The organism is Methylobacter luteus IMV-B-3098 (assembly GCF_000427625.1).
Classification (GTDB): domain Bacteria; phylum Pseudomonadota; class Gammaproteobacteria; order Methylococcales; family Methylomonadaceae; genus Methylobacter; species Methylobacter luteus.
Window position 1 is genome coordinate 1628888 of sequence record NZ_KE386569.1, and the last position, 18873, is coordinate 1647760.

Annotated in this window: 19 protein-coding genes; 6 read left to right on the forward strand and 13 right to left on the reverse strand. The window is 53.5% G+C overall.

Going from position 1 to position 18873, the window contains the following annotated elements; all coding sequences use genetic code 11:
- Positions 1-406 precede the first annotated feature (406 nt).
- The 3 genes from METLU_RS0109420 to METLU_RS28960 form a co-directional block, all read right to left on the reverse strand.
- Positions 407-658 carry a hypothetical protein gene (locus METLU_RS0109420; RefSeq protein WP_027157987.1) on the reverse strand — a complete coding sequence of 84 codons (252 nt, stop codon included), beginning with the start codon at positions 656-658 and terminating at the stop codon, positions 407-409.
- Between the two features lie 622 nt (positions 659-1280).
- On the reverse strand, positions 1281-1571 hold the full coding sequence (locus METLU_RS0109425) for a hypothetical protein (RefSeq protein ID WP_036242983.1): 291 nt from the start codon (positions 1569-1571) through the stop codon (positions 1281-1283).
- Between the two features lie 115 nt (positions 1572-1686).
- Positions 1687-1809 (reverse strand): hypothetical protein, encoded by a 123-nt coding sequence (locus METLU_RS28960; RefSeq protein WP_269209212.1) that lies wholly within the window; start codon positions 1807-1809, stop codon positions 1687-1689.
- A gap of 591 nt (positions 1810-2400) precedes the next feature.
- Between METLU_RS28960 and METLU_RS0109430 the strand changes: the two genes are divergently transcribed.
- Positions 2401-3585, forward strand: a complete 1185-nt coding sequence (locus METLU_RS0109430) for a hypothetical protein (protein WP_027157989.1) — start codon at positions 2401-2403, stop codon at positions 3583-3585.
- Between the two features lie 451 nt (positions 3586-4036).
- On the opposite strand, the gene METLU_RS0109435 is transcribed toward METLU_RS0109430, so the two are convergent.
- From METLU_RS0109435 to METLU_RS0109465, 7 genes are all read right to left on the reverse strand, one after another.
- A complete protein-coding gene (locus METLU_RS0109435; protein WP_027157990.1) occupies positions 4037-4315 on the reverse strand; it encodes an Lpp/OprI family alanine-zipper lipoprotein in 279 nt (92 codons plus the stop codon).
- Positions 4316-4971: 656 nt separating this feature from the next.
- On the reverse strand, positions 4972-6183 hold the full coding sequence (locus METLU_RS0109440) for a patatin-like phospholipase family protein (protein ID WP_081679066.1): 1212 nt from the start codon (positions 6181-6183) through the stop codon (positions 4972-4974).
- A gap of 93 nt (positions 6184-6276) precedes the next feature.
- The gene (locus METLU_RS0109445; protein WP_027157992.1) at positions 6277-7104 is read right to left on the reverse strand and encodes a hypothetical protein; all 828 of its coding nucleotides are present in this window, start codon (positions 7102-7104) and stop codon (positions 6277-6279) included.
- A gap of 85 nt (positions 7105-7189) precedes the next feature.
- On the reverse strand, positions 7190-8089 hold the full coding sequence (locus METLU_RS0109450; RefSeq protein ID WP_027157993.1) for a transporter: 900 nt from the start codon (positions 8087-8089) through the stop codon (positions 7190-7192).
- A 78-nt stretch (positions 8090-8167) separates the two neighbouring features.
- Positions 8168-8875 carry a DUF4410 domain-containing protein gene (locus METLU_RS0109455; protein WP_027157994.1) on the reverse strand — a complete coding sequence of 236 codons (708 nt, stop codon included), beginning with the start codon at positions 8873-8875 and terminating at the stop codon, positions 8168-8170.
- 137 nt (positions 8876-9012) lie between these two features.
- On the reverse strand, positions 9013-9750 hold the full coding sequence (locus tag METLU_RS0109460) for a hypothetical protein (RefSeq protein WP_027157995.1): 738 nt from the start codon (positions 9748-9750) through the stop codon (positions 9013-9015).
- Positions 9751-9806: 56 nt separating this feature from the next.
- On the reverse strand, positions 9807-10631 hold the full coding sequence (locus tag METLU_RS0109465) for a DUF2092 domain-containing protein (protein WP_027157996.1): 825 nt from the start codon (positions 10629-10631) through the stop codon (positions 9807-9809).
- Positions 10632-10894: 263 nt separating this feature from the next.
- On the opposite strand from METLU_RS0109465, the gene METLU_RS0109470 reads away from it, so the two are divergent.
- From METLU_RS0109470 to METLU_RS0109490, 5 genes are all read left to right on the forward strand, one after another.
- The gene (locus METLU_RS0109470; RefSeq protein ID WP_196806527.1) at positions 10895-12490 is read left to right on the forward strand and encodes an arylsulfatase; all 1596 of its coding nucleotides are present in this window, start codon (positions 10895-10897) and stop codon (positions 12488-12490) included.
- Positions 12491-12662: 172 nt separating this feature from the next.
- Complete coding sequence (locus METLU_RS0109475) at positions 12663-13061, forward strand: hypothetical protein (RefSeq protein ID WP_027157998.1); 399 nt, start codon at positions 12663-12665, stop codon at positions 13059-13061.
- Between the two features lie 187 nt (positions 13062-13248).
- Positions 13249-14259: an HAD family hydrolase gene (locus METLU_RS0109480; protein WP_051299858.1), complete on the forward strand. Its 1011-nt coding sequence runs from the start codon at positions 13249-13251 to the stop codon at positions 14257-14259.
- Positions 14260-14802: 543 nt separating this feature from the next.
- Complete coding sequence (locus METLU_RS0109485) at positions 14803-15195, forward strand: Rap1a/Tai family immunity protein (RefSeq protein WP_027158000.1); 393 nt, start codon at positions 14803-14805, stop codon at positions 15193-15195.
- Positions 15196-15207: 12 nt separating this feature from the next.
- Complete coding sequence (locus METLU_RS0109490; protein ID WP_027158001.1) at positions 15208-15486, forward strand: glycine zipper family protein; 279 nt, start codon at positions 15208-15210, stop codon at positions 15484-15486.
- A gap of 75 nt (positions 15487-15561) precedes the next feature.
- Here METLU_RS0109490 and METLU_RS0109495 read toward each other — a convergent pair whose 3' ends face one another.
- The 3 genes from METLU_RS0109495 to METLU_RS0109505 form a co-directional block, all read right to left on the reverse strand.
- Positions 15562-16125 (reverse strand): lipid-binding SYLF domain-containing protein, encoded by a 564-nt coding sequence (locus tag METLU_RS0109495; protein ID WP_027158002.1) that lies wholly within the window; start codon positions 16123-16125, stop codon positions 15562-15564.
- A gap of 47 nt (positions 16126-16172) precedes the next feature.
- Entirely contained in the window at positions 16173-18425 is a 2253-nt protein-coding gene (locus tag METLU_RS0109500) for a tetratricopeptide repeat protein (RefSeq protein WP_036242985.1), read from the reverse strand.
- A 63-nt stretch (positions 18426-18488) separates the two neighbouring features.
- Positions 18489-18848, reverse strand: coding sequence for a SpoIIAA family protein (locus tag METLU_RS0109505; protein WP_027158004.1), 360 nt, complete (start codon positions 18846-18848; stop codon positions 18489-18491).
- Between the last annotated feature and the right edge of the window lie 25 nt (positions 18849-18873).

Genomic DNA, 18873 nt, shown 5'->3' on the forward strand with positions numbered 1-18873 from the left:
GGCATGGCCTGACTGGTGTAGTTCAAACCTGGTCTGGCAGGCGCCCGGTTTTTTAGCAATGTTTGTCGGGCTGAAAAATAGACCATCAGGACAAAATCATACAAATATTTGATGTTATTTCACTGATGTTACGCACGGGTAGTTTTTTATGCCGTTTGCCGCTCCCGAGCACTATAACTCTTGAGTTTCACTGACCGAAAGCGGCCCAATGCCCGCGTAGGTGCGAATTAATTCGCACTCAACAAAAGCCATATCGCTTTCTGGAAAGCTTGGCGGGCGTCTCGGGTCGAATACCCTATAGGGCACAAGTACCCAAAGGGCATAAATGAATTCGACCCTACAGAGGCGCTCGATGTACGGGCAAATTGTCTGCGCAACATCAGTTATTTCACAGATTGTGCCCCCGCTAGGCACAAGCCTTGTTACGCCACGAAGGACCACTTTTGGCGCATTTCAGAGCATTATCGAGGGTGTAAAAAACGCCCCAGCATCTGAGGCATCCGTTTATCAGGTGATGCACGGAAAATTGACGTTCCATACGGATGATGAAAGGTGATTCTAAACCCAGTCCGTTATGAAAAACCGGATTGACTAAATAACCATCGACAAGATCTTCCGCCAAATACTCAGTATTATCATCAAGTTTAAATTTATTCATAAGCAATCAAAGGTATCCCGTAATATGAAGTAGTATATTTTAATGTTCTTAATCAGAGAGAGATATTGTGTCTACTACTTACCTTATTAACTGATGTTACGCGGGTAGCTTTTTATGCCGTTTGCCGCTCCCGAGCACTACAGCTCTTGAGCCTCCTTTACCGAAAGCGGCCAAATGCCCGCGCAGGCGCGAATTAATTCGCACTCAACAAGAGCCATACCGATTCCAGGAAAGCTTTGGCGGGCGTCTCGGGTCGAATTAATTCGACCCTACAGGCGCTTGACGTATGGGCAAATTGTCTGCGTAACATCAATTATTAATCCAGGATTATGCGTAAGGCCTAAATCGGAGGGAAATTGATTATGGATAATTTTCGACGCTGTGCTGGTCATATTTGTGCTCATCGAGAGCGATAACCGCAGACAAAGAGCATGAAGATTGTGAGTGAGCCTGAAAGCAGCAGGCTCAACGCTTGCTGAATTGTTTCTCTGTCAAGGTTGAAAAACGCCTTAGCATTATAATTAACTCGCACATAATTAAAATGTAAGGCGTTCTTTTTCAGTTGTGTCTTGCTGGCAGGAATGTCTCAACCGACAGAAAGAGGCATTTCCTGCTTTTTTATTTAGTCTGCGTATGCAGAGCTACTGGATGAGGCAAATGCGACAATGCCTCTAGCACTACTCGACGCACTAGCCGCTGCAAAATCAAATTTTCTGGAATCAAAAGCAACGGCGGACGTGGAAGTGTCTACTTTACCGAACAATGCAAAGCCCACGGCGTCAGCGCTTGCCCATGCCTCGCCCGCATTGACTTTATCCATCTGGGCGTCAGTCAATGCCATGGGTTCCTCGGCAAAAGCAGACCCCATACCTAATACCAATACACTTGCAGCAATTGTTTGTAATAATTTCATAACAGAAATACCTCGCGTTAAAAATTACCTACAAATACCTTAATTGTTTAAAAGTTAAGGCGGTTTTTTTTAGCCTCTTCCGGCATAATGCCGTGAAACATGCTAAATTCTTCAATTAGCGCTTAAGTAAATTGATTTCAATGCTTAACTGATCCATTTCCGCACCCGAAAGTAAAACAGGCTTTAATGGCATTGTTGCTGCTCCAGCAATGAAACGCCCTTTATCGTACTGTCTCAAATCCACTCAAATAAGACGGTAAGAAGGTACAGAAATTTATTTTGAATGAGATGTATGCTCTTAGGGGAACTATTATCCATTTTTTTGAATGGATTGTTATTCGTATGGTTACTGTCAAGCTTAGCAGTTATTGGGCCAATAGCGGTTATTCTTTAGATAATGCCTTATAAGTCTGAATTCCAATTTCATTATTTTTTAGATTAAATACAGACTCCTACAGCCTGGATTGTGGCCGGTCCACGCTAAAAAGCCAGTGCGTTTGCCTGATCCGCCCTGCTTTTATACATGAAACAGATGTTATTCCATTCTGGTACAAGCCGCTAAAGCTATTGTTGGTTGTATATTCAAGCCTAACGTATAGACTAAGCCGAATTAAATAGGAATTTGTTCAGCAAGGATGAGTGAATTCCAAACCTGGTGATGGACGCTTACCGACCTGCCGCCCGCCGACGGCGACCCGATCGCGATCGCTGAATCAAACTGATCGGCATTGGAGAAGGTGGAACGTTATCGCATCAGCGGCAGTCATCTGGAAATAATGGATGCGGCTGGAGCAGCAGCCTGCCATTTTAATCAACAAGGAGCCAACCCATGAAGCAAACCGTCGACGAATCGCTGGCGTTCTCCCTGGTCAGGGATGATCTGCCGTTTCGGCTCCAACGCCGCGTGGGACTGATTCCCGAACAGGGATTGGGCTTGAGGCGCCGGGCGGTATTTTTCGCTTTGCTCACCTGGCTGCCCATCGTCATTTGGGCCATAGCGACAGACCGAATATTGCCCGGCGCCGTGGACGATCCGCTACTGAGGCACTTCGGTGTGCATGCGCGCTTTTTGCTCGCCGTACCGCTTTTCATTCTTGGCGAGGGAATGGCGCACCAACTGAGCACGACGCTGATTCCCTATTTTCTGACCTCGGGTCTGGTGCAACCCGCTCAAAGGCAGGATTTCGCGAACATCATTAGGGATATAACCCATCTGCGCAACCGGCCCCTGCCCTGGGTTGTGATCGTCGCGCTTATCATTGCCTGGACGGTGTTGGGGCCAGTGACCGCCAGTTCTGACTTCGGCCATGAAGTCAACTGGGCCTCAAACGACGGCGCAGGCCGTCTCGGATTCGGCGGCTGGTGGTTTATGTACGTAAGCCGCCCCCTCTTTAGCGCCCTCCTGCTGGCTTGGCTTTGGCGTCTGATCCTGGTTTTCGTCCTGCTGAAACGTATCTCCCGGCTCGATCTCGATATCGTACCCACTCATCCGGATGGAGCCGGCGGCCTGGGCTTCCTGGGACGTCTGCCGAATGCATTCAGCCTGTTCGCCTTCGCGATATCGGCGGTGCTGTCTTCGCGCCTGGCCCATGGTGTTGTTTACCATGGAGCTGACCTTCAGGCCTTAAAGACAATGCTCACAGTTTTTCTGGTCCTCCTGGTCGTTATATGTCTGGCGCCGCTCCTGACCTTCATCGGACCTCTCGCCAGGGCCAGGCGCCGTGCTTTGCTGGAATATGGCGCCTTGATCGGCAACCACGGGCGTCTGGTGCGCCGGCGCTGGATTCTGGGGGAAACGGAAGTAGACGATCCGCTCTTGCATGCGGAGGAACTCGGGCCGGTAGCCGACACCCTGACACTTTATCAGGCGATCAGGAGTATGCGTATAACGCCTATCAGCAAGTTCTCATTGCTTGCCATCGCAATTCCGACCCTGATTCCCATAGCCGTGCTGTTCTCCATTCAAGTCCCGATCAAGGATATTCTGCTGAAGATCGTCAATATACTTATCTGACTGATGTTACGCATGGGTAGCTTTTTGTGCCTTTTGCCGCTCCCAAGCACTACAGCTCTTGAGTCGCCTTTATCGAAATCGGCCAGATACTCGCGTAGGTGCGAATTCATTCGCACTCAACAAGAGCCAAAACGCTTTCAGGAAAGCTTGGCGAGCGTCTCGGGTCGAATTAATTCGACCCTACAGGGGTGCTTGACGTATGAACCAATTATCTGCGTAACATCAGTTATCTAATCATGTTGGTTATCGGCGAAGAAAGCATTTCTGCCGAAGACTCCCCTGGCGGGATGGGGTTTATTAGAGCAATGTTTAGATTTTGCCAGCCAGTTTTTGATGCTACTGACTGGCAAATATTTGCCGTTATTTCAACTCGGTCTTGATAAGCATAAATCGCCCTAAAAGACTGGGAATCTTCTCATCGGGCTATGTTTTGCTCTTAAACAACAAAGGTTTATTTCATCATCGATCTTCTGAAACCGCTATCCAATTTGCTATTGGCATCTTGAGCATATTGAGCCGCCCGATTAGCCGCGGCTTCTGCGGCTTCGGCCCTTGCCGCCGCGTCAGCCGCCGTGGATTGTGCGTTGGCCGCATCAGTTGATGCCTGAGAAACTTTGGAATTCAAGCCATCAATTTGCGATTGTATATTTTCAACATCTGAAGTGGTCGCGCAAGCCGCAACCATACTGAAAACCAGGGTAATCATTAATAATTTTATTATTTTTTTCATATATTTCCCCTTACTGAAGATTAACGTTAAAAAAACTTTATCTATTAAACAGTTTTAATGTTTTCCTCGTTCAGCGCCTATCTTTACCAATTTCTCTCGTCAATGGCATTCAAAAAAACAATAAACCAATGATTTTAACGCTTTTTATTGGCAAACATTGGATAAGCTTAATTCAACAAAGTTTCATCCAATAACCCGATTATGCTTAATCCGAGTTATTTAAATACGCTTTTATCTTGAAAACTTAATGCGGGCTTGTCCAACGGATTTCAGGATATTTTATAAAATAATATATTCCGTAAAATACTATCCCTATCGCCACTAAACATCAGACAAGTATCAAGGCTAATTTCACTGATTAAGGTTATTGATGCGAGTTGCCGTTGTAATCGTTTTTCGGGATCAAACGGCAAACCTCACCTGCCAGCATTTACCGACCAGCGCTTAATCCCGCCCTGTTTGACAAAGTGAAACAGCGGCGCGCCCGCTGCTTGACTCAGTGTTTCCGATCGCTTTTTCAGCCATCATTATCACCATCCGCCGGCATCAAGCGGGATGGGGATAATTCGCCAACTCAGTTTCTCATAGCATTTGCCCTGATGATTCAGCGCTTTATCGAAAGAAATTGACTGGTTGCTCCTGAACCAGGCTGGCTGCTATTCATAACCGGCCCCATTCTCGGGAAAGAACCCCGGCGGGGTCTTCTGCCAGCGGTAGCCGTAGCGAGCCAGGTTGTAGCCGGTATCGAACAAGACGTTCATCACCTGACTGTTGAATTCATCGCTTCGGTTCGTATCCAGTTCATCGGGAATGTGGGCCAAATTGAAATCGAGCCCGTCCCGTTGGGCGATGACGTAAATGCGGTAGATATCCCCAACGCCCTGGGCCTTGATGAGCGAAGCGACAGAGCGTGGGGCGATGGAACGCATAACCGGCTTCACGGCAAGCCAAGTGGGCTTGAGCCGCGTGTTGCGGATAACGAAGACCCGCGGTTTCCGGAGGGGTCGGTCATGTCCCAATATTTTCCTGCCAGCCGGCAAGTTCAACATAGGACCATAGAGAAACACCTGATTGGTCACGCCTCCGTCGACATGCATTTCGTCGTAGCTATTCCCACCGGCTTCGACCGGAATATATATCGGGGGAAAGACCACCGGCACAGCGGCGGATGCAATCATGACCTTACGGAACAGTTCGAGCGCATCAGAACGGCCCGACGCCGCGATGGCGCTCATGTTCCAGATCACGGGACGCTGGGCATCCAGGGCGGTGGTGCCGATATAGAGCCGCCGCCCCTTGAGATGCTCAGCGGCGATATCCTTGAGCATCTTCTCGTCGACATATTCCGTGGTGAGCTTGGCGAGGGGATCATTCAGAGCGATGGCATCCGTCTGCACCATGCCGAAGAGGGATTTCAGCTTGAAAATCTCCTTCGAGGAAATAGTTGTGTAGATCTTCTTCAACTTATCGTCGTAGGCCGGCCCCAAAAACGCGAACGGCGCAGTCAATGCCCCGGTGCTGATCCCGGTGACCAGTTTAAAGCTCGGGCGATTGCCGGCGGCGGTCCAGCCACACAGCAAGCCCGCGCCGAAAGCGCCATCCCCGCCGCCACCGGATATCGCCAGAATGCTGACGATATCGCCCTCCCGGAACAGGCCGCTCCGCTGTTCCTGCCGTAAGGATTCGATCAAGTCCTTTTGGAACGCCGGGCTGAATTCATCGCCCCAGGCCCGCACGCCGGGCATTCCCGGCATTTTAACCTGCGCCTCGACCTGCTGCGGCGGCGGAAAATGGGGCCGGAGAGCGGCGCAGCCGGTCAATGTCATGATCGAGGCCAAATACACCTGCAAAGAAATAAATTTGACCATTGCAAAACTCCTTTAAAATCCAGCGTCATTGAGAACATACCAATCTAACTTTGATGCCACAGCATGAATGGCTTAATTCAACCGCATCGATCTTTACCAGTACCCTGTCAACCCGATAAACGGTCCGCTCATGATTACATTGGTTTCAATGATGCGCTTCTTCAAATCCAGGCGCAGAGCCCTGTAACCGGCTTCCAGCGAGGTAGGCACGCCGAACAGAGTGGTTCGGTAGCCGACCATCCCCATCACGGACCCGGCGAAATCGACGTCGTCCATGCCAAAGCCGCCGCCGTTACCGTCCACCTGCACGAACCACTCCGGACTGAATTCCACGGTGAACCGCCCGCCGATGAGCGGGCTGGTAAGGCTTTCGCTGGCCGAGGCGCTGCCTATGCCCCTGAACTCAACCTGATTGTCCAACCAGATGGTTCGCCCGCCGGCATAGACCTCGAGCATGTTAGACCGCGTCTTTTCCGCCCAATGGCCGACCTGTTCCTTCGCCGGAGTGCCGAACAGCCGGTACATGACTCCGTACTCCATGATGCCCAATTGGCTCGACAGTCCCTTGCTGATCCCTTGGTCAAATCTGGGCTCGAAATCCAGATCCATATAATTGCCATCCACATACAACCCCAGCCGCTCGTAATGTGTTTCAAACCTGCCCATAAAGGCTAACGGGAAGTTCCTGAGCTCTTCGGCAATATCGATAAAACTGGCATCGACCGACTTGTTAAACCGCCCAGCAGAGAATTTACCGTCCACACCGGGCATCCAGCCATAGAGCGTGAGATTGAAAGCCCAGGAATTTTTGACGTCGCCCTCTTCAGTAGCCATGGCGCCGTGGGGGCTGAATGTCGCCACTAAGCCTGCCACGAGAATCAACGCTTTGCAAAGCGTGAAAAAACCGGTTTTTAGGGTCATGCCAGCCTTCCTTATTTTCTGATTAAACGGTTCTTGATAAGTTTTTTTTCGAGCATCTTCGGTCTTTTCTCGATTGATGCATGGATTAAAGTCCTCCGCCGAAGCGGTATTGCCAGACAATCCCGGCCGCATCGAAATTGGTGCCGGCACGGGTAGAAACACCTGTGCTGAAATATAGCTTGACCGAATTGTATCGGGTTATCGGCAACGCGAGTGTGGCGCCCAGACGCGTATTCTCCAGCCTGTTGTTGCGTTTTATGCCGTCCACGGTCGTCTGTCCGCCTGTATAAAAGGTGCCGTCCAATGCCGCCCAGATGCCGTGACTGAAGCTGTAAATGAGGTGCCCTCGCATGGAGTAGATCGGGTCCTGTTCGCGGACCTTGCCGCCGAAGAAGTCATCATTGTCGGTGTAGAAGCGGACGCCGCCGATCAATTCCAGCGTCACCGGCCCCAGATTCTTTGAGATCCCGACCTCCGGTTTGACTGACCAGCGATTAGTGCCCAGGTTGAGCAGCTTGCCGGCATCGTACTGGCCACCGGGCGCAGTCACCTCGAGACTGGCGCCGATGATGGTGTCCTGCTGGTAATTTTTGAAGTCTTCCAGCGAAAGCGCAGGAGCGCCGTATAAATTGACCGAAAAGCGAGCTCTTGGATCGGCTAAGCCGGATACGTCGCGTTCCCGGAGCTGCCCTAGGGCAGTGGCGCTGACCGAGGCCCAGGCATAAGGCAGCACCACATCGAACTTGGCGGATTTTCCCAGGAAATCAAGAGAGCGGACATAGGCAAACGCGGCGGAATGGACTTCGACTTGCGTGTTTTCTATTGGCAGCGCCGGATCGATCGCCACGCCGCCCTCCAGGTGGCCGTAGCCGGCGATGAGGAAATTAAGCCCGACGGGCGTGTTGGCATAGGTGCGCGGTTCGAGTTCCTGACCGTGCAAATCGGACGCCATTACGGCGAGGCACACTGCGGCAAACCGAACCATTGCGAGCCTTCGCGCCGGGAATTCTTCTTGTATTCGGCCGGGCATCCGCCCACTGAGATAGCTTCCCATATCACTTGATTAGATCCACCCCTGTTCTCTGAATTTCACCCGTAGTTGATCGGCGATCTCCTTGGCAGTTCCCTGAGCGGCGTCGCCGATCGTCGGAGGACCTTTCCTTTCTCCTTTTAGTTTCGACGTGCCATCGCCGATAAGATCAAGGGGATTTCCGGTCTCAACGAGGGTTGCCAAGCCCGCCAGTCCACCCTGCTTTTTGCCGTTTCCGGGTTCGAGCAGTCCTTTTTCAAGCCGGTGCAGACCCTGATCCGTCTCCAGATAGCCCTCGACCACCGGCCTCAGATCGGCAGTTCCGGAATCAAAACCGATCAGCACACGCTTGCCGGCGTTACCCGAATCAATGGAGACGAAATAGCCTTTGATCACAAGGTCACCAGCCTGCGGCGCCGGTTGGCCCATGGCCTGCACAGCCGGCAACCCCATGTCTTGAATCTCCACAACCAAGTTCCGCGCGACGTGAACGCCCAGTGTGCGACCGGTCTCGATTTGCCCCGGAGTCTGCGGTATCGGGTGTTCGACAGACAGGCCCGCCAGAGCGGATTCAGATGGAACATCGGCGAGGGTCGCGGCAAAGTCATAGACGACAATGCGATCGGGCCGGGCAATCATTTCACCCGTGTACGATTGGCGCTCGTTAAAAGCGGTGGACGAGCACCCAGCCAAAACGGCCAGGATGAGTAAGCTTGGCGCAGCAAGGTTAAGCTGTCTCATGACACGCCTCCTATGGCAAACCAAATGCGATGAATTGAACAAGGAGCCGGGGTAATTTCCCAGCCCGATAATAGGGTTAAAAATTTCGATTCGTTTCTACAGAGCGGGAAATCCCTCTCTGCACTTACGGTCCCTGATCAGGGCGGAGGCACGGGCATATAAATTACGCCGCCGCTACCATAAGCCTGGGTATACCAGGTAGAGCCGCACTGATAATAAGTCACGCCGGAAACGACCTTGGTAGTAGCCGCGCAAGGCAGACTCGCGTAGCCTGAGGGCGGTGGGGCGGTCTGGACTACCGTCGTGGATGGCGCGGTAGAGGCCGATGACTCACCCGCCGCGTATCCCCCGACGGCGCCCAGCGCGGCCGCGCCGATCGCCACGGCCGCGACTTCGCCATCGTCCCAGTCGTCATGGTCATAGTAATATCCTGACGGCGGATAATAGCCTGAGGGTGGATAATAACCACGAGGATAAGACTGCGCGGCTTGTTGCCGACTTTGCTGCGCTTGCTCCTGCTGCGCTTGTCGGCTCTGCTGCGCTTGTTGTCCATATTGCTGGCGGCTCTGCTGCGCCTGTTGTCCGTATTGTTGCCGGCTCTGTTGCAACTGCTGCCTGTCGTATTGCGGAGGGTTCTGCTGTAATTGTTGACGCCTCTGTTGCGCTGAGCCGGTGTATGCCTGACGGGATGCAGCGCCTGCCCTGCTGCCCTGATAGCTTGAGCCGCGGGAGGCAAAGCTGCCGCTAGCCGCTGCCCCACTTCGTGAGAAACCGCCTCCTCCGCCGCCACGGAAGCCTCCGCCGCCTCCACGACCACGGGCGACAGCATCATCCACGGACCCCACGGACCCTATTAGTAAAACGATTGTGGCCATAGCAACTGTAACGAATATTGAAGGTCTGATGTTCATTTCTGTCCCCCGGTTTGTTCCTAGGCCGCTCCCCTCTGAAGCGCGGCCTGTGGCAACTGCGCAAGGAATGAGATCTTCCTCGCCCCCTCGGGCGGAGTGAATGCGAACTGGGAATCCTGGACTTCGGGCGAAAAGTTCCAATCGGCAAACTGCGCCCGGAACTGAGGCTGCCCCTCGGCGTTCTTGTAAGTCAACACCACGCGTAGCGGCAGCGGCTGCGCGCCTTCCGTGATCCAGACCTGATAATCTACCGTCTCGGTGCGCCCTGCCAAATGATGCGCAGGCACTCCATAGATTTCAGTCCTCTCTACATAGTCGAGCGACTGGGTCCGACGCTTGAGTTCATCCGGAAACCGGCTGACCAGGAGCATGGCTAGCGGCAACCTCATGTTGAGATCCTTGAGGAAATACATGACCGCCTCATCTATGCCGCCGGGTTTGGAGGCCTGCGCATAGACGTTCTGGGACGGGTTGAATACCGTGATGTCCTTGCCGTCGTACAGGACGACGTGCCTCTCGCCATCGCTGTGCTCCGCTTCAACGCGCAGCCCGTCGGGCCGGCTCAAGATGACCTTTCGCGTTTCGCCGAATTCAATCTTCTGGCCGGATTCCTGGACAGTGTCATAACTGGTCCGGAGGTTCACGCTGAATCGCGGGGACTTGGCCAGAAACTCGGCCATGCGCATGAGAATAGCATCCGGCTCCGCCACGGTTTGCAGCGCTGGCGCCTGGGCTGCCGGTGATTCCGGGCGCGTGACCGCCCCTTTCTCCGCGCAGCCTGCCACTACCGTCAGAAGCGCCACGCACAGCACAGTGCGTATTTCCGGATGTCGTATCGTCTTCACGGATTACCTCCTTCGAGGACAGGGGTTGAAACTTTGCCAGCTCGTTGCCTTCGTCCACTACCTTCCAGCCGATCATGGCTTCTCTGCTTTATTCCCATCATCCCTTCGAACCGTTGACACCGTACTGCACCCTTCGTTCCGATGCGATGATTTCAACTTTGACAGATCTTGCCCTCTTTCAGATGGAACCAAGCAAGAGCATGTTTGCCAAAACAAGGCGATCGTTGTTCATTTTTTGCAAACTTTTGAGATAAGGGGAAAAAATGACCTACATCAAGCTTACCTCGTTCACATTGATGACTTTGGCGGTTAGTCTGACATTTACCTATGGATCAGCCGCGGCCCAGCCTGCCGCTCAATCGTCCGAAAAGAAGCCCAATATCGTTATCATCTGGGGTGACGACATCGGCCAGTCCAACATCAGCACTTATTCAAAGGGGGTGATGGGCTACCGGACCCCTAATATCGACCGGATAGCCAACGAAGGTGTCACTTTCACCGACTATTACGGCGAACAGAGCTGTACAGCAGGACGTTCCGCTTTCATCACCGGACAGAGCGTATTCCGCACAGGCTTGAGCAAAGTGGGGATGCCGGGCGCCGACCTGGGTCTTCGCAAGGAAGACCCAACCATCGCCGAGTTATTAAAGGCCCAAGGCTATGTCACTGGCCAGTTTGGCAAGAACCACCTGGGTGACAAGGACGAGTCCCTGCCTACCGCCCATGGTTTCGACGAGTTTTACGGGAACCTCTACCATCTCAACGCCGAGGAGGAACCGGAATCGCCGGACTACCCGAAAGAAGCCGATTTTCCCGAATTCCGCAAGAAATTCGGCCCGCGCGGCGTGATTCATAGCTTCGCCAATCCCGACGGTACTCAGAAGATAGAAGATACGGGGCCACTCACCAAAAAGCGCATGGAAACCATCGACGACGATATTGCCGCACGCGCCGCCGAGTTTATCGACAAGCAAGCCAAGGCCGGCAAGCCTCTATTCGTCTGGGTCAACTTCACCCACATGCATTTCCGCACTCACACGAAACCCGAGAGTCTGGGCAAGGCCGGGCGCTGGCAGAGTCCGTATCACGACACCATGATCGACCACGATAAAAACGTGGGCACCGTACTGGCCAAGCTTGATGAGTTGGGCATCGCCGATAACACCATCGTCATGTACAGCACCGATAACGGCCCGCACATGAACACCTGGCCGGATGGCGCCATGACGCCTTTCCGCAGTGAGAAAAACACCAACTGGGAAGGTGCCTACCGCGTGCCGGCCATGGTGCGCTGGCCGGGTCACATCAATCCCGGCACGATCTCCAACGACATCATTTCCCACCTGGACTGGGCGCCAACCCTGCTGGCCGCAACCGGTGTGCCCGACGTCAAGGATAAGCTTCTCAAGGGCTACAAGGCCGGCAGGAAAAACTTCAAAGTCCACCTGGACGGTTATAACCAACTGCCGCGTCTGACAGGTCAGGAACAAAAAAGCCCCCGTCAGGAGTTCTTTTATTTCTCCGACGACGGCGACCTGACGGCGTTGCGCTACGATAACTGGAAGCTGGTATTCGCCCAGCAACGGGAACCAGGTACGCTGGCAGTATGGGGCGAACCATTCGTCAAAACAAGAATTCCGTGGCTGTACAACCTGCGCACTGATCCTTACGAGAAGGCGCCCATCACATCCAATACCTACTGGGATTGGTATCTTGATCATGCCTTCCTGCTGTTGCCAGCTCAGAGCAGCGTTGGCAAATTTCTGGCAACGTTCAAAGACTATCCGCCCCGCCAGAAAGCGGCAAGCTTCACCATTGATCAAGTCATGGAGCAATTGCAGACGCCGCCAAACAGGTGACAGCCGTTTGACAGGTTAATCTCGGCTGCCGAAAAAAACCGGCGGCTGCGTTTTTTACGTATGTTTTTGCGGGAGCATCCTGAAGCCGGCCCACCCCCTAAATAGACCCCCTATCATTACAGTGTGGGAATGGTTGAATGTTTGCTTGAACGTTTTAAATCTGGAGGCTTCCATGCCATTCAAAATGAAGGACTTTGTTTATTGGTCGGGACTTTACAACGGCGGTTTAGCTGTGATCCTGCTGTTTCCGCCGGTCTACCGAATACTCGGCCTCAATATCCCGGCTCCTTTGTGGGGCTGGCTACTTGCCGGTTTCCTTGGATTTACCAGCGCGGTTCTGATCCTGTCCTCCCGCGACCTCAGCCATCGCGCTTCCTTTGTATACTGGGAATCATTGTTGCGCTACGTTGCTGCACTGTTACTTGTTCCAGCGGGTCTTTTCGGTGATCTGGGCTTGATTGCCGTGCCGTTGGGGCTGACGGATCTGGTAATTGGCCTGGTTTATATGATCGGTTTGCCCAAGGAACTCGATGTTCCCCATCGTTCCTTGTTTTGGGATAGGCTTGACTGAACCCCTGCTGTTCAGATCAAGGTTTGTTTTATACACGCAGCTTAAACGAATTCTATGGCTGGCCTTTGCCAGGCAAGGCTGACACCGGTAAGCCACGGTTTGAAAAAATCCAGGGAATCCGCCTAATGTTCGAAGATAGGCTCGATTCGACTTATATTTTGCGTCGACAAATATTATAGAGACCACCATGAATCAGTTATCCCGCATACATTTAATAAGTTATGGCTACCGCATTATTCTGTGGCTCTTATTGTTGTCATTCTCGATGGTTACTCATGCCCGAACCGCAGACCCCTTGCCCTCCTGGAACAGCGGACCGGCCAAGACAGCTATCGTAAAATTCGTCAAAGAGACGACTCAAAGAGGCGGCAGGCATTTCATAGCGCCCGCCAAACGCATCGCCGTGTTCGACAACGATGGCACCCTGTGGTCCGAACAGCCTCTGTATGTTCAGCTCGCTTTCGCGCTTGATCGAGTCAAGGCGCTTAGCCCTCAGCATCCTGAATGGAAAGACACGGAGCCGTTCAAATCCGTGCTTGACGGAGACCTGAAAGGGGTGATGGCAGGCGGTGAGCGCGCTTTGCTGGAACTGGTCATGGCCTCTCATGCGGGCATGACCACTGAAGAATTTGCTCAAATCGTCAAAGACTGGCTCGCTGAGGCAAAGCATCCGAAATACAACCGGCGCTATACCGAACTGGTTTATCAGCCGATGCTCGAATTGCTCGTCTATTTGCGCGGCAAAGGTTTCAAGACGTACATCTTATCCGGCGGCGGCATTGAATTCATGCGACCATGGACCGAGAAAGTTTATGGCATCCCGCCGGAGCAGGTTATCGGCAGCAGCATCAAAACCAAATTCGAATTTCAGGGCGGTAAACCGGTGCTTATGCGCCTGCCGGAAGTCGACTTTATCGACGACAAGGACGGCAAGCCAGTGGCTATCAATAAATTCATAGGTCACAGACCAATCGCCGCATTCGGCAATTCCGACGGCGATCTGCAAATGCTGCAATGGACGACAGCCGGCGATGGCCCTCGTTTCGGGCTTCTCGTTCATCATACCGACGACAAACGCGAGACGGCATACGACCGGCAATCATCCATTGGACAGCTCGACAAAGCGCTTGATGAGGCCGGGCAGAAAGGCTGGACTGTGGTTGATATGAAAAAAGACTGGAAGCGGATTTTCCCCTGAAGAATCCTTGAACGGGCGCCCATTCCCGTATTTCAAGCAGCGTTTTATCTTAAACTGCCCCGCCGGAGTCCCATGGAAATCTTCAGATAATAAGTAATGAGCCTGGAATAAATCAGAAAATTGTAGGTGCGAATTTATTTATGCCCTTTAGGGTACTTGTGCCCTATAGGGTATTCGCACTGCGCGGATAAATTCGCACCTACACCGGGAAATTCTCCGCGTACTTGAGGAAGTTATTTTATGCCCATTCCTTAATTTGCAACTTAAAGTTCTGAAGTTATTGAATCCCCGTTCCTTAGTTTCTTCTATTAACCGGAACAAGATAAGCGCAATGACATCCAATGTATGACACAAAGTAACCGCTTGAAGTAGATGTTTGCTATAGGTAGTGTGAAAAGGATAGGAAGGAAGACTACAGAAATACGCCACAAAAAAGGAAGATGCTCTTCTTCAAATTGATAGAGCAGCGCAGGTATAAATGCGCTTTTCCTGTTGTAGAGAATTTATTTCCCATTAAAGCAGAAAAAACCGAGGATATAACTTATGCAACTCAAACATCTCGCCCCTTTCTTATTGCTCGCTTTATTTGCCACTGGCGCGGCAAAAGCCGACGTGACCGATAAAGATTTCGTAGCACAGAATACACAAAACCTGATCAATCTCTGTACGGCATCGCCGCAAGACCCCCATTATCGGGATGCCATCCATTTTTGCCACGGTTATCTGGTTGGCGCTTTTCATTATTATCAGGCCGCGACTGCGGATAAACGGGAACTGAAGTTATTATGTGCTCCGGAGCCTAAGCCCTCGCGCAACGAAATAATCGATATGTTTATTTCATGGGCTCAACGACACCCTGAATACATGAACGAAATGCCGGTCGAGACGGAATTCAGATTTTTAACCGAAAAATGGCCCTGTAAAAAAACCTATTAAAGGGGATATGACATGAAAAGATTTTTGATTTTAGTTATGGCGGTATTGGCCACTATTAATTTGGCCGGTTGCGCCGGCATGTCGGAGACTCAGCAACGCTCTGTCACCGGAGGTTTGAGTGGTTCTGCCGCCGGAGCCGTCATCGGTGCGATGGCGGGCAATGCCGGCCTGGGGGCGGCAATCGGTGCCGCTGCCGGCACCACGGGCGGTTTTTTGTATGGCAAACACAAGGAATCCGAACAGCGGGCCTATCAACAGGGGCAAAGGGACGCCCTACAAGCACCGCGTTAGATATAAAAAAGCAGCACGGCAGGATGCAGTACGATACGGTTCCTATCGTCACCGCATCCTGCCGGTCATATCCGGTTACGGATTGATCCGGGTGATCTTCGACCCTTCCAGATTAATACCCGCCATCAAGCCTCTTTGCCCGAATATGAATGCATAGACATCATCCTTGAGAGTCGTGGTACTCAGATTGCCCGCCGCACCAGCGTCCAGAACAGCCACTGTCGGACCTATGCCGAGTTCAAACCCCTCACTGCGATCAAGATAGGCAAGCGCCTCATCATTCATAAAGAACAGTGCATAATCAAATGATTGCACCCCGGCTTGCAGACCGAACGAGCCGGCCACGATATTGTAATAGCCCGCTGTCTGGCCCCTCTTGCGCAAAGCGCCTTTCCCGTACTGAGCGCCGCCGATGAAGCCGGCCTTGACGATATTCGGAAACACCAGGATACCCTTCGCCTTGGACGCCAGCAGTTTGGCCGAGGGCGCGGTTTCGTAGAGCTTCGCCAGGGCGGCGTCCACATCGCGGTCGATCTGAGCCGCATCTATCGCATCGGCTTGCTTGCCGCCGGTGGATTCGCAGCCGGCCAGCATCAAAACGGCAGTCAACAACAAGTTGATCATTAGTGTCGGTTTCATGTCTTTACTCCTTTCGTTTCGGAATATTGCATTGAATGGTGCTGCGTTTATCGATTGCTTACCTCCTTCGTCAACTGAGACCTCAGTTCGTTCAGTGAAAGATCACCCGGCGTCCGCGTCAGTGCGGTCTCGACGATGGCCCTGGCCTCCCGCGCATGCCCGGCGCTTTGCAGGGCCACTGCGTAAACATAGCTAAAGCGGGCATCATCAGGCGCCAATTCCAACGCCCGTTTCAGTGAGCCCAGAGCCGCTGGCAGATTCTTCCGCCGCACCTGCAGCAACCCAAGACTGTGGTGCAGAATAGCCGCTTTCGGCTGGCGCGCCAGACCTTCTCGCAGCAGAGACTCCCCTTCTCTATCGCGGTTCGTCTGGCGGTAGAGATCAGCCAGATTGACGTAAGCCGGCAGCCAATCCGGATCGATGACGAGCGCCTCCCGGTATGACTGTTCAGCTTCCCTGGATTCGCCGCGCGCCGCGTGGAAATTGCCCAGATTGACCTGTGCGGCCGGTTCGTCGGCGTTGAACCGTAACGACGCCAGATACTCGTCGATGGCTTTACTGAAATCAGCGCGTTCGCTCGGAGGCACCTGTTCGGCGGGAATTCCAGCCAGCGCGCCGGCAGTGAGCATACGCACCGCCCTTACCGGATCCCGTAGCAGCGGATGGACAAGTTGCCAAAGCTGCTCCGGCGGCAGCGGCGCCAAGGACTCGACTACGGCGGCGCGCACTCGAGAATCGGCGTCGCCAAGCGCTTCGGCCAGCACCGGAAGCGAATTTCCGCTCAGCCAATGGCTCAGTTCCGCAGCCGCCGTAGCCCGTGCGATAGCCGGCTGTTCCTTATCGCGCAGCAAGGCGAGCAGACGCGCCTCGGCATCCGTAGTCCTCATCCTTGCCGCGTGCAGGGTCTCGGCATAATTCTGATAACCCTTGGGATCATGGCCGTACCATTGCCGCACTTTGCCCGCCGCCCAGCGGTCCGGCTTGTTCGCGTGACAGTTCATACAGGCATTTGGCGTCCCGAGCCGCACCGAAAGGTCCGGGCGCGGGATACGAAAGCTGTGATCGCGGCGGGGATCGGCGACCATGTAGGTCTTGGCCGGCATGTGGCAGTTGACGCACTGGGCGCCGTCAGAGCCGGTGCGGTGGAAATGGTGCTTTTCGGTAGCGTACTTGTCCTGGTTATGGCATTGCAGGCAGACCCCATTCCCGGGCGCGCGCAGCTTCAGACTGTGGGGCTCGTGGCAATCACTACAGGTCACGCCGGCCGCGTACATCCTGCTTTGCAGGAAAGAGCCGTATTCATAAACCTCGCCCTCGATCTGGCCGTCGGCATGATACAGCGTCTCCTGCAACAGCGAAGGCAAATGGGTATCCATCAGTGGGCCATGGCGGTAATCGCCGGATAGCTGAGCGCGCCGCGCGTGACAGCGGGCGCAGACCTGGATTTCCTGCTCGGAACCGCGCGCGGTACTGCGATGGGCATTGCCCGATTCCGGATCGATCGTCCATTGAACTCCCTGGCGTTCATTCAAAAGGACGGTCAGGCCCCTGGTCCCGGCATCGATGCGCTCGTAGCCAGGCTTGCGCTCGGCCCAGGCCACATGGTGCGAGCCGGGTCCATGACAGGCTTCGCAGGCCACGTCGATCTCTGACGCGTTAGTGTTATAAGTGCGGCTGGCCGGATCGTAGTTCTTTTGCAGGTTGGTCGAATGACACTCGGCGCACATGAAGTTCCAGTTCTGCGAGCGTTTCGTCCAGTGCAGTTCGTCTGTATGATCGATTTTTTCGTTCGGATAGAGATGAAACCAGCGCTGGCCGCCCTGCTCCTTCGGCCGGCTGTCCCAGGCGATGGAGAGAGCCTGAAGCCGCCCGCCCGGAAGCTCGGCCAGATACTGCTGGAGCGGCGTAAAGCCGAAGGTGTACTTGATCTCGAAATCGTCAGGCTTGCCGTCCGGGCCGTCGGTGCGCACCCGATAGCGCTCGTCCTGACGGAAGAATCGGGTAACCACGCCGTCCTTCCTGAATTCGGCGTCGCGAAAATCGCCGAGCACCGTCTCGTCACTCGCCTCCTGCATGGCGAGGTCGTGGTGCGAGCCTTGCCACAGGCGATCCTGTTCGGCATGGCAGCCGGCGCAGGAGTGACGTCCCACATAGCTGGCATCGGTCTGGATCGGGGGCTGTACGAGAACCGGTGGAATGGCCGGAAGCTCGAGGTACGCGAGCCATCCCGCCGTAAGTACCGTGACCGCCAGCACGATACTTACGGCCAGCAAGTACCTGTTACGTATGACTGCGGCCATTTCCGTGCGCCTTGTACTTCGCTCGCAATGATTCTTGCCGAACCTTGCGAACGCCATCCTGGCTCATGAACGTATCCATAACTCTGCCTCATCCAATGAAAGCAGCGGAAAAAACTCGATCTCGGTGGTCCGCAGTCCCTTGCCGGTAAACATGAAGACCTGCTCTTTCCAGAGTTCGTCGCCCACAATCGCCATCTTTACAATAGAATCGCCATAGCCCGTCAGGAAGCCGACATCTTCCCATTCCTCCGCCTTTTCCCAGCCTTCAAAATTCTCAGCCATCACCAGCAGCCTCGGTTTCAGGCCCTGATCAATCAAATCACGGGCCACTTGCTGCAATTCCTTCTGGTCAGCCAGCCTCATAACGCCCGAAATGCGGGCACGTATGATCTCGTTATCGATTTCCAAAATTTCGTAAGCCATTGATTAACCTCTCTTGTCATTATTC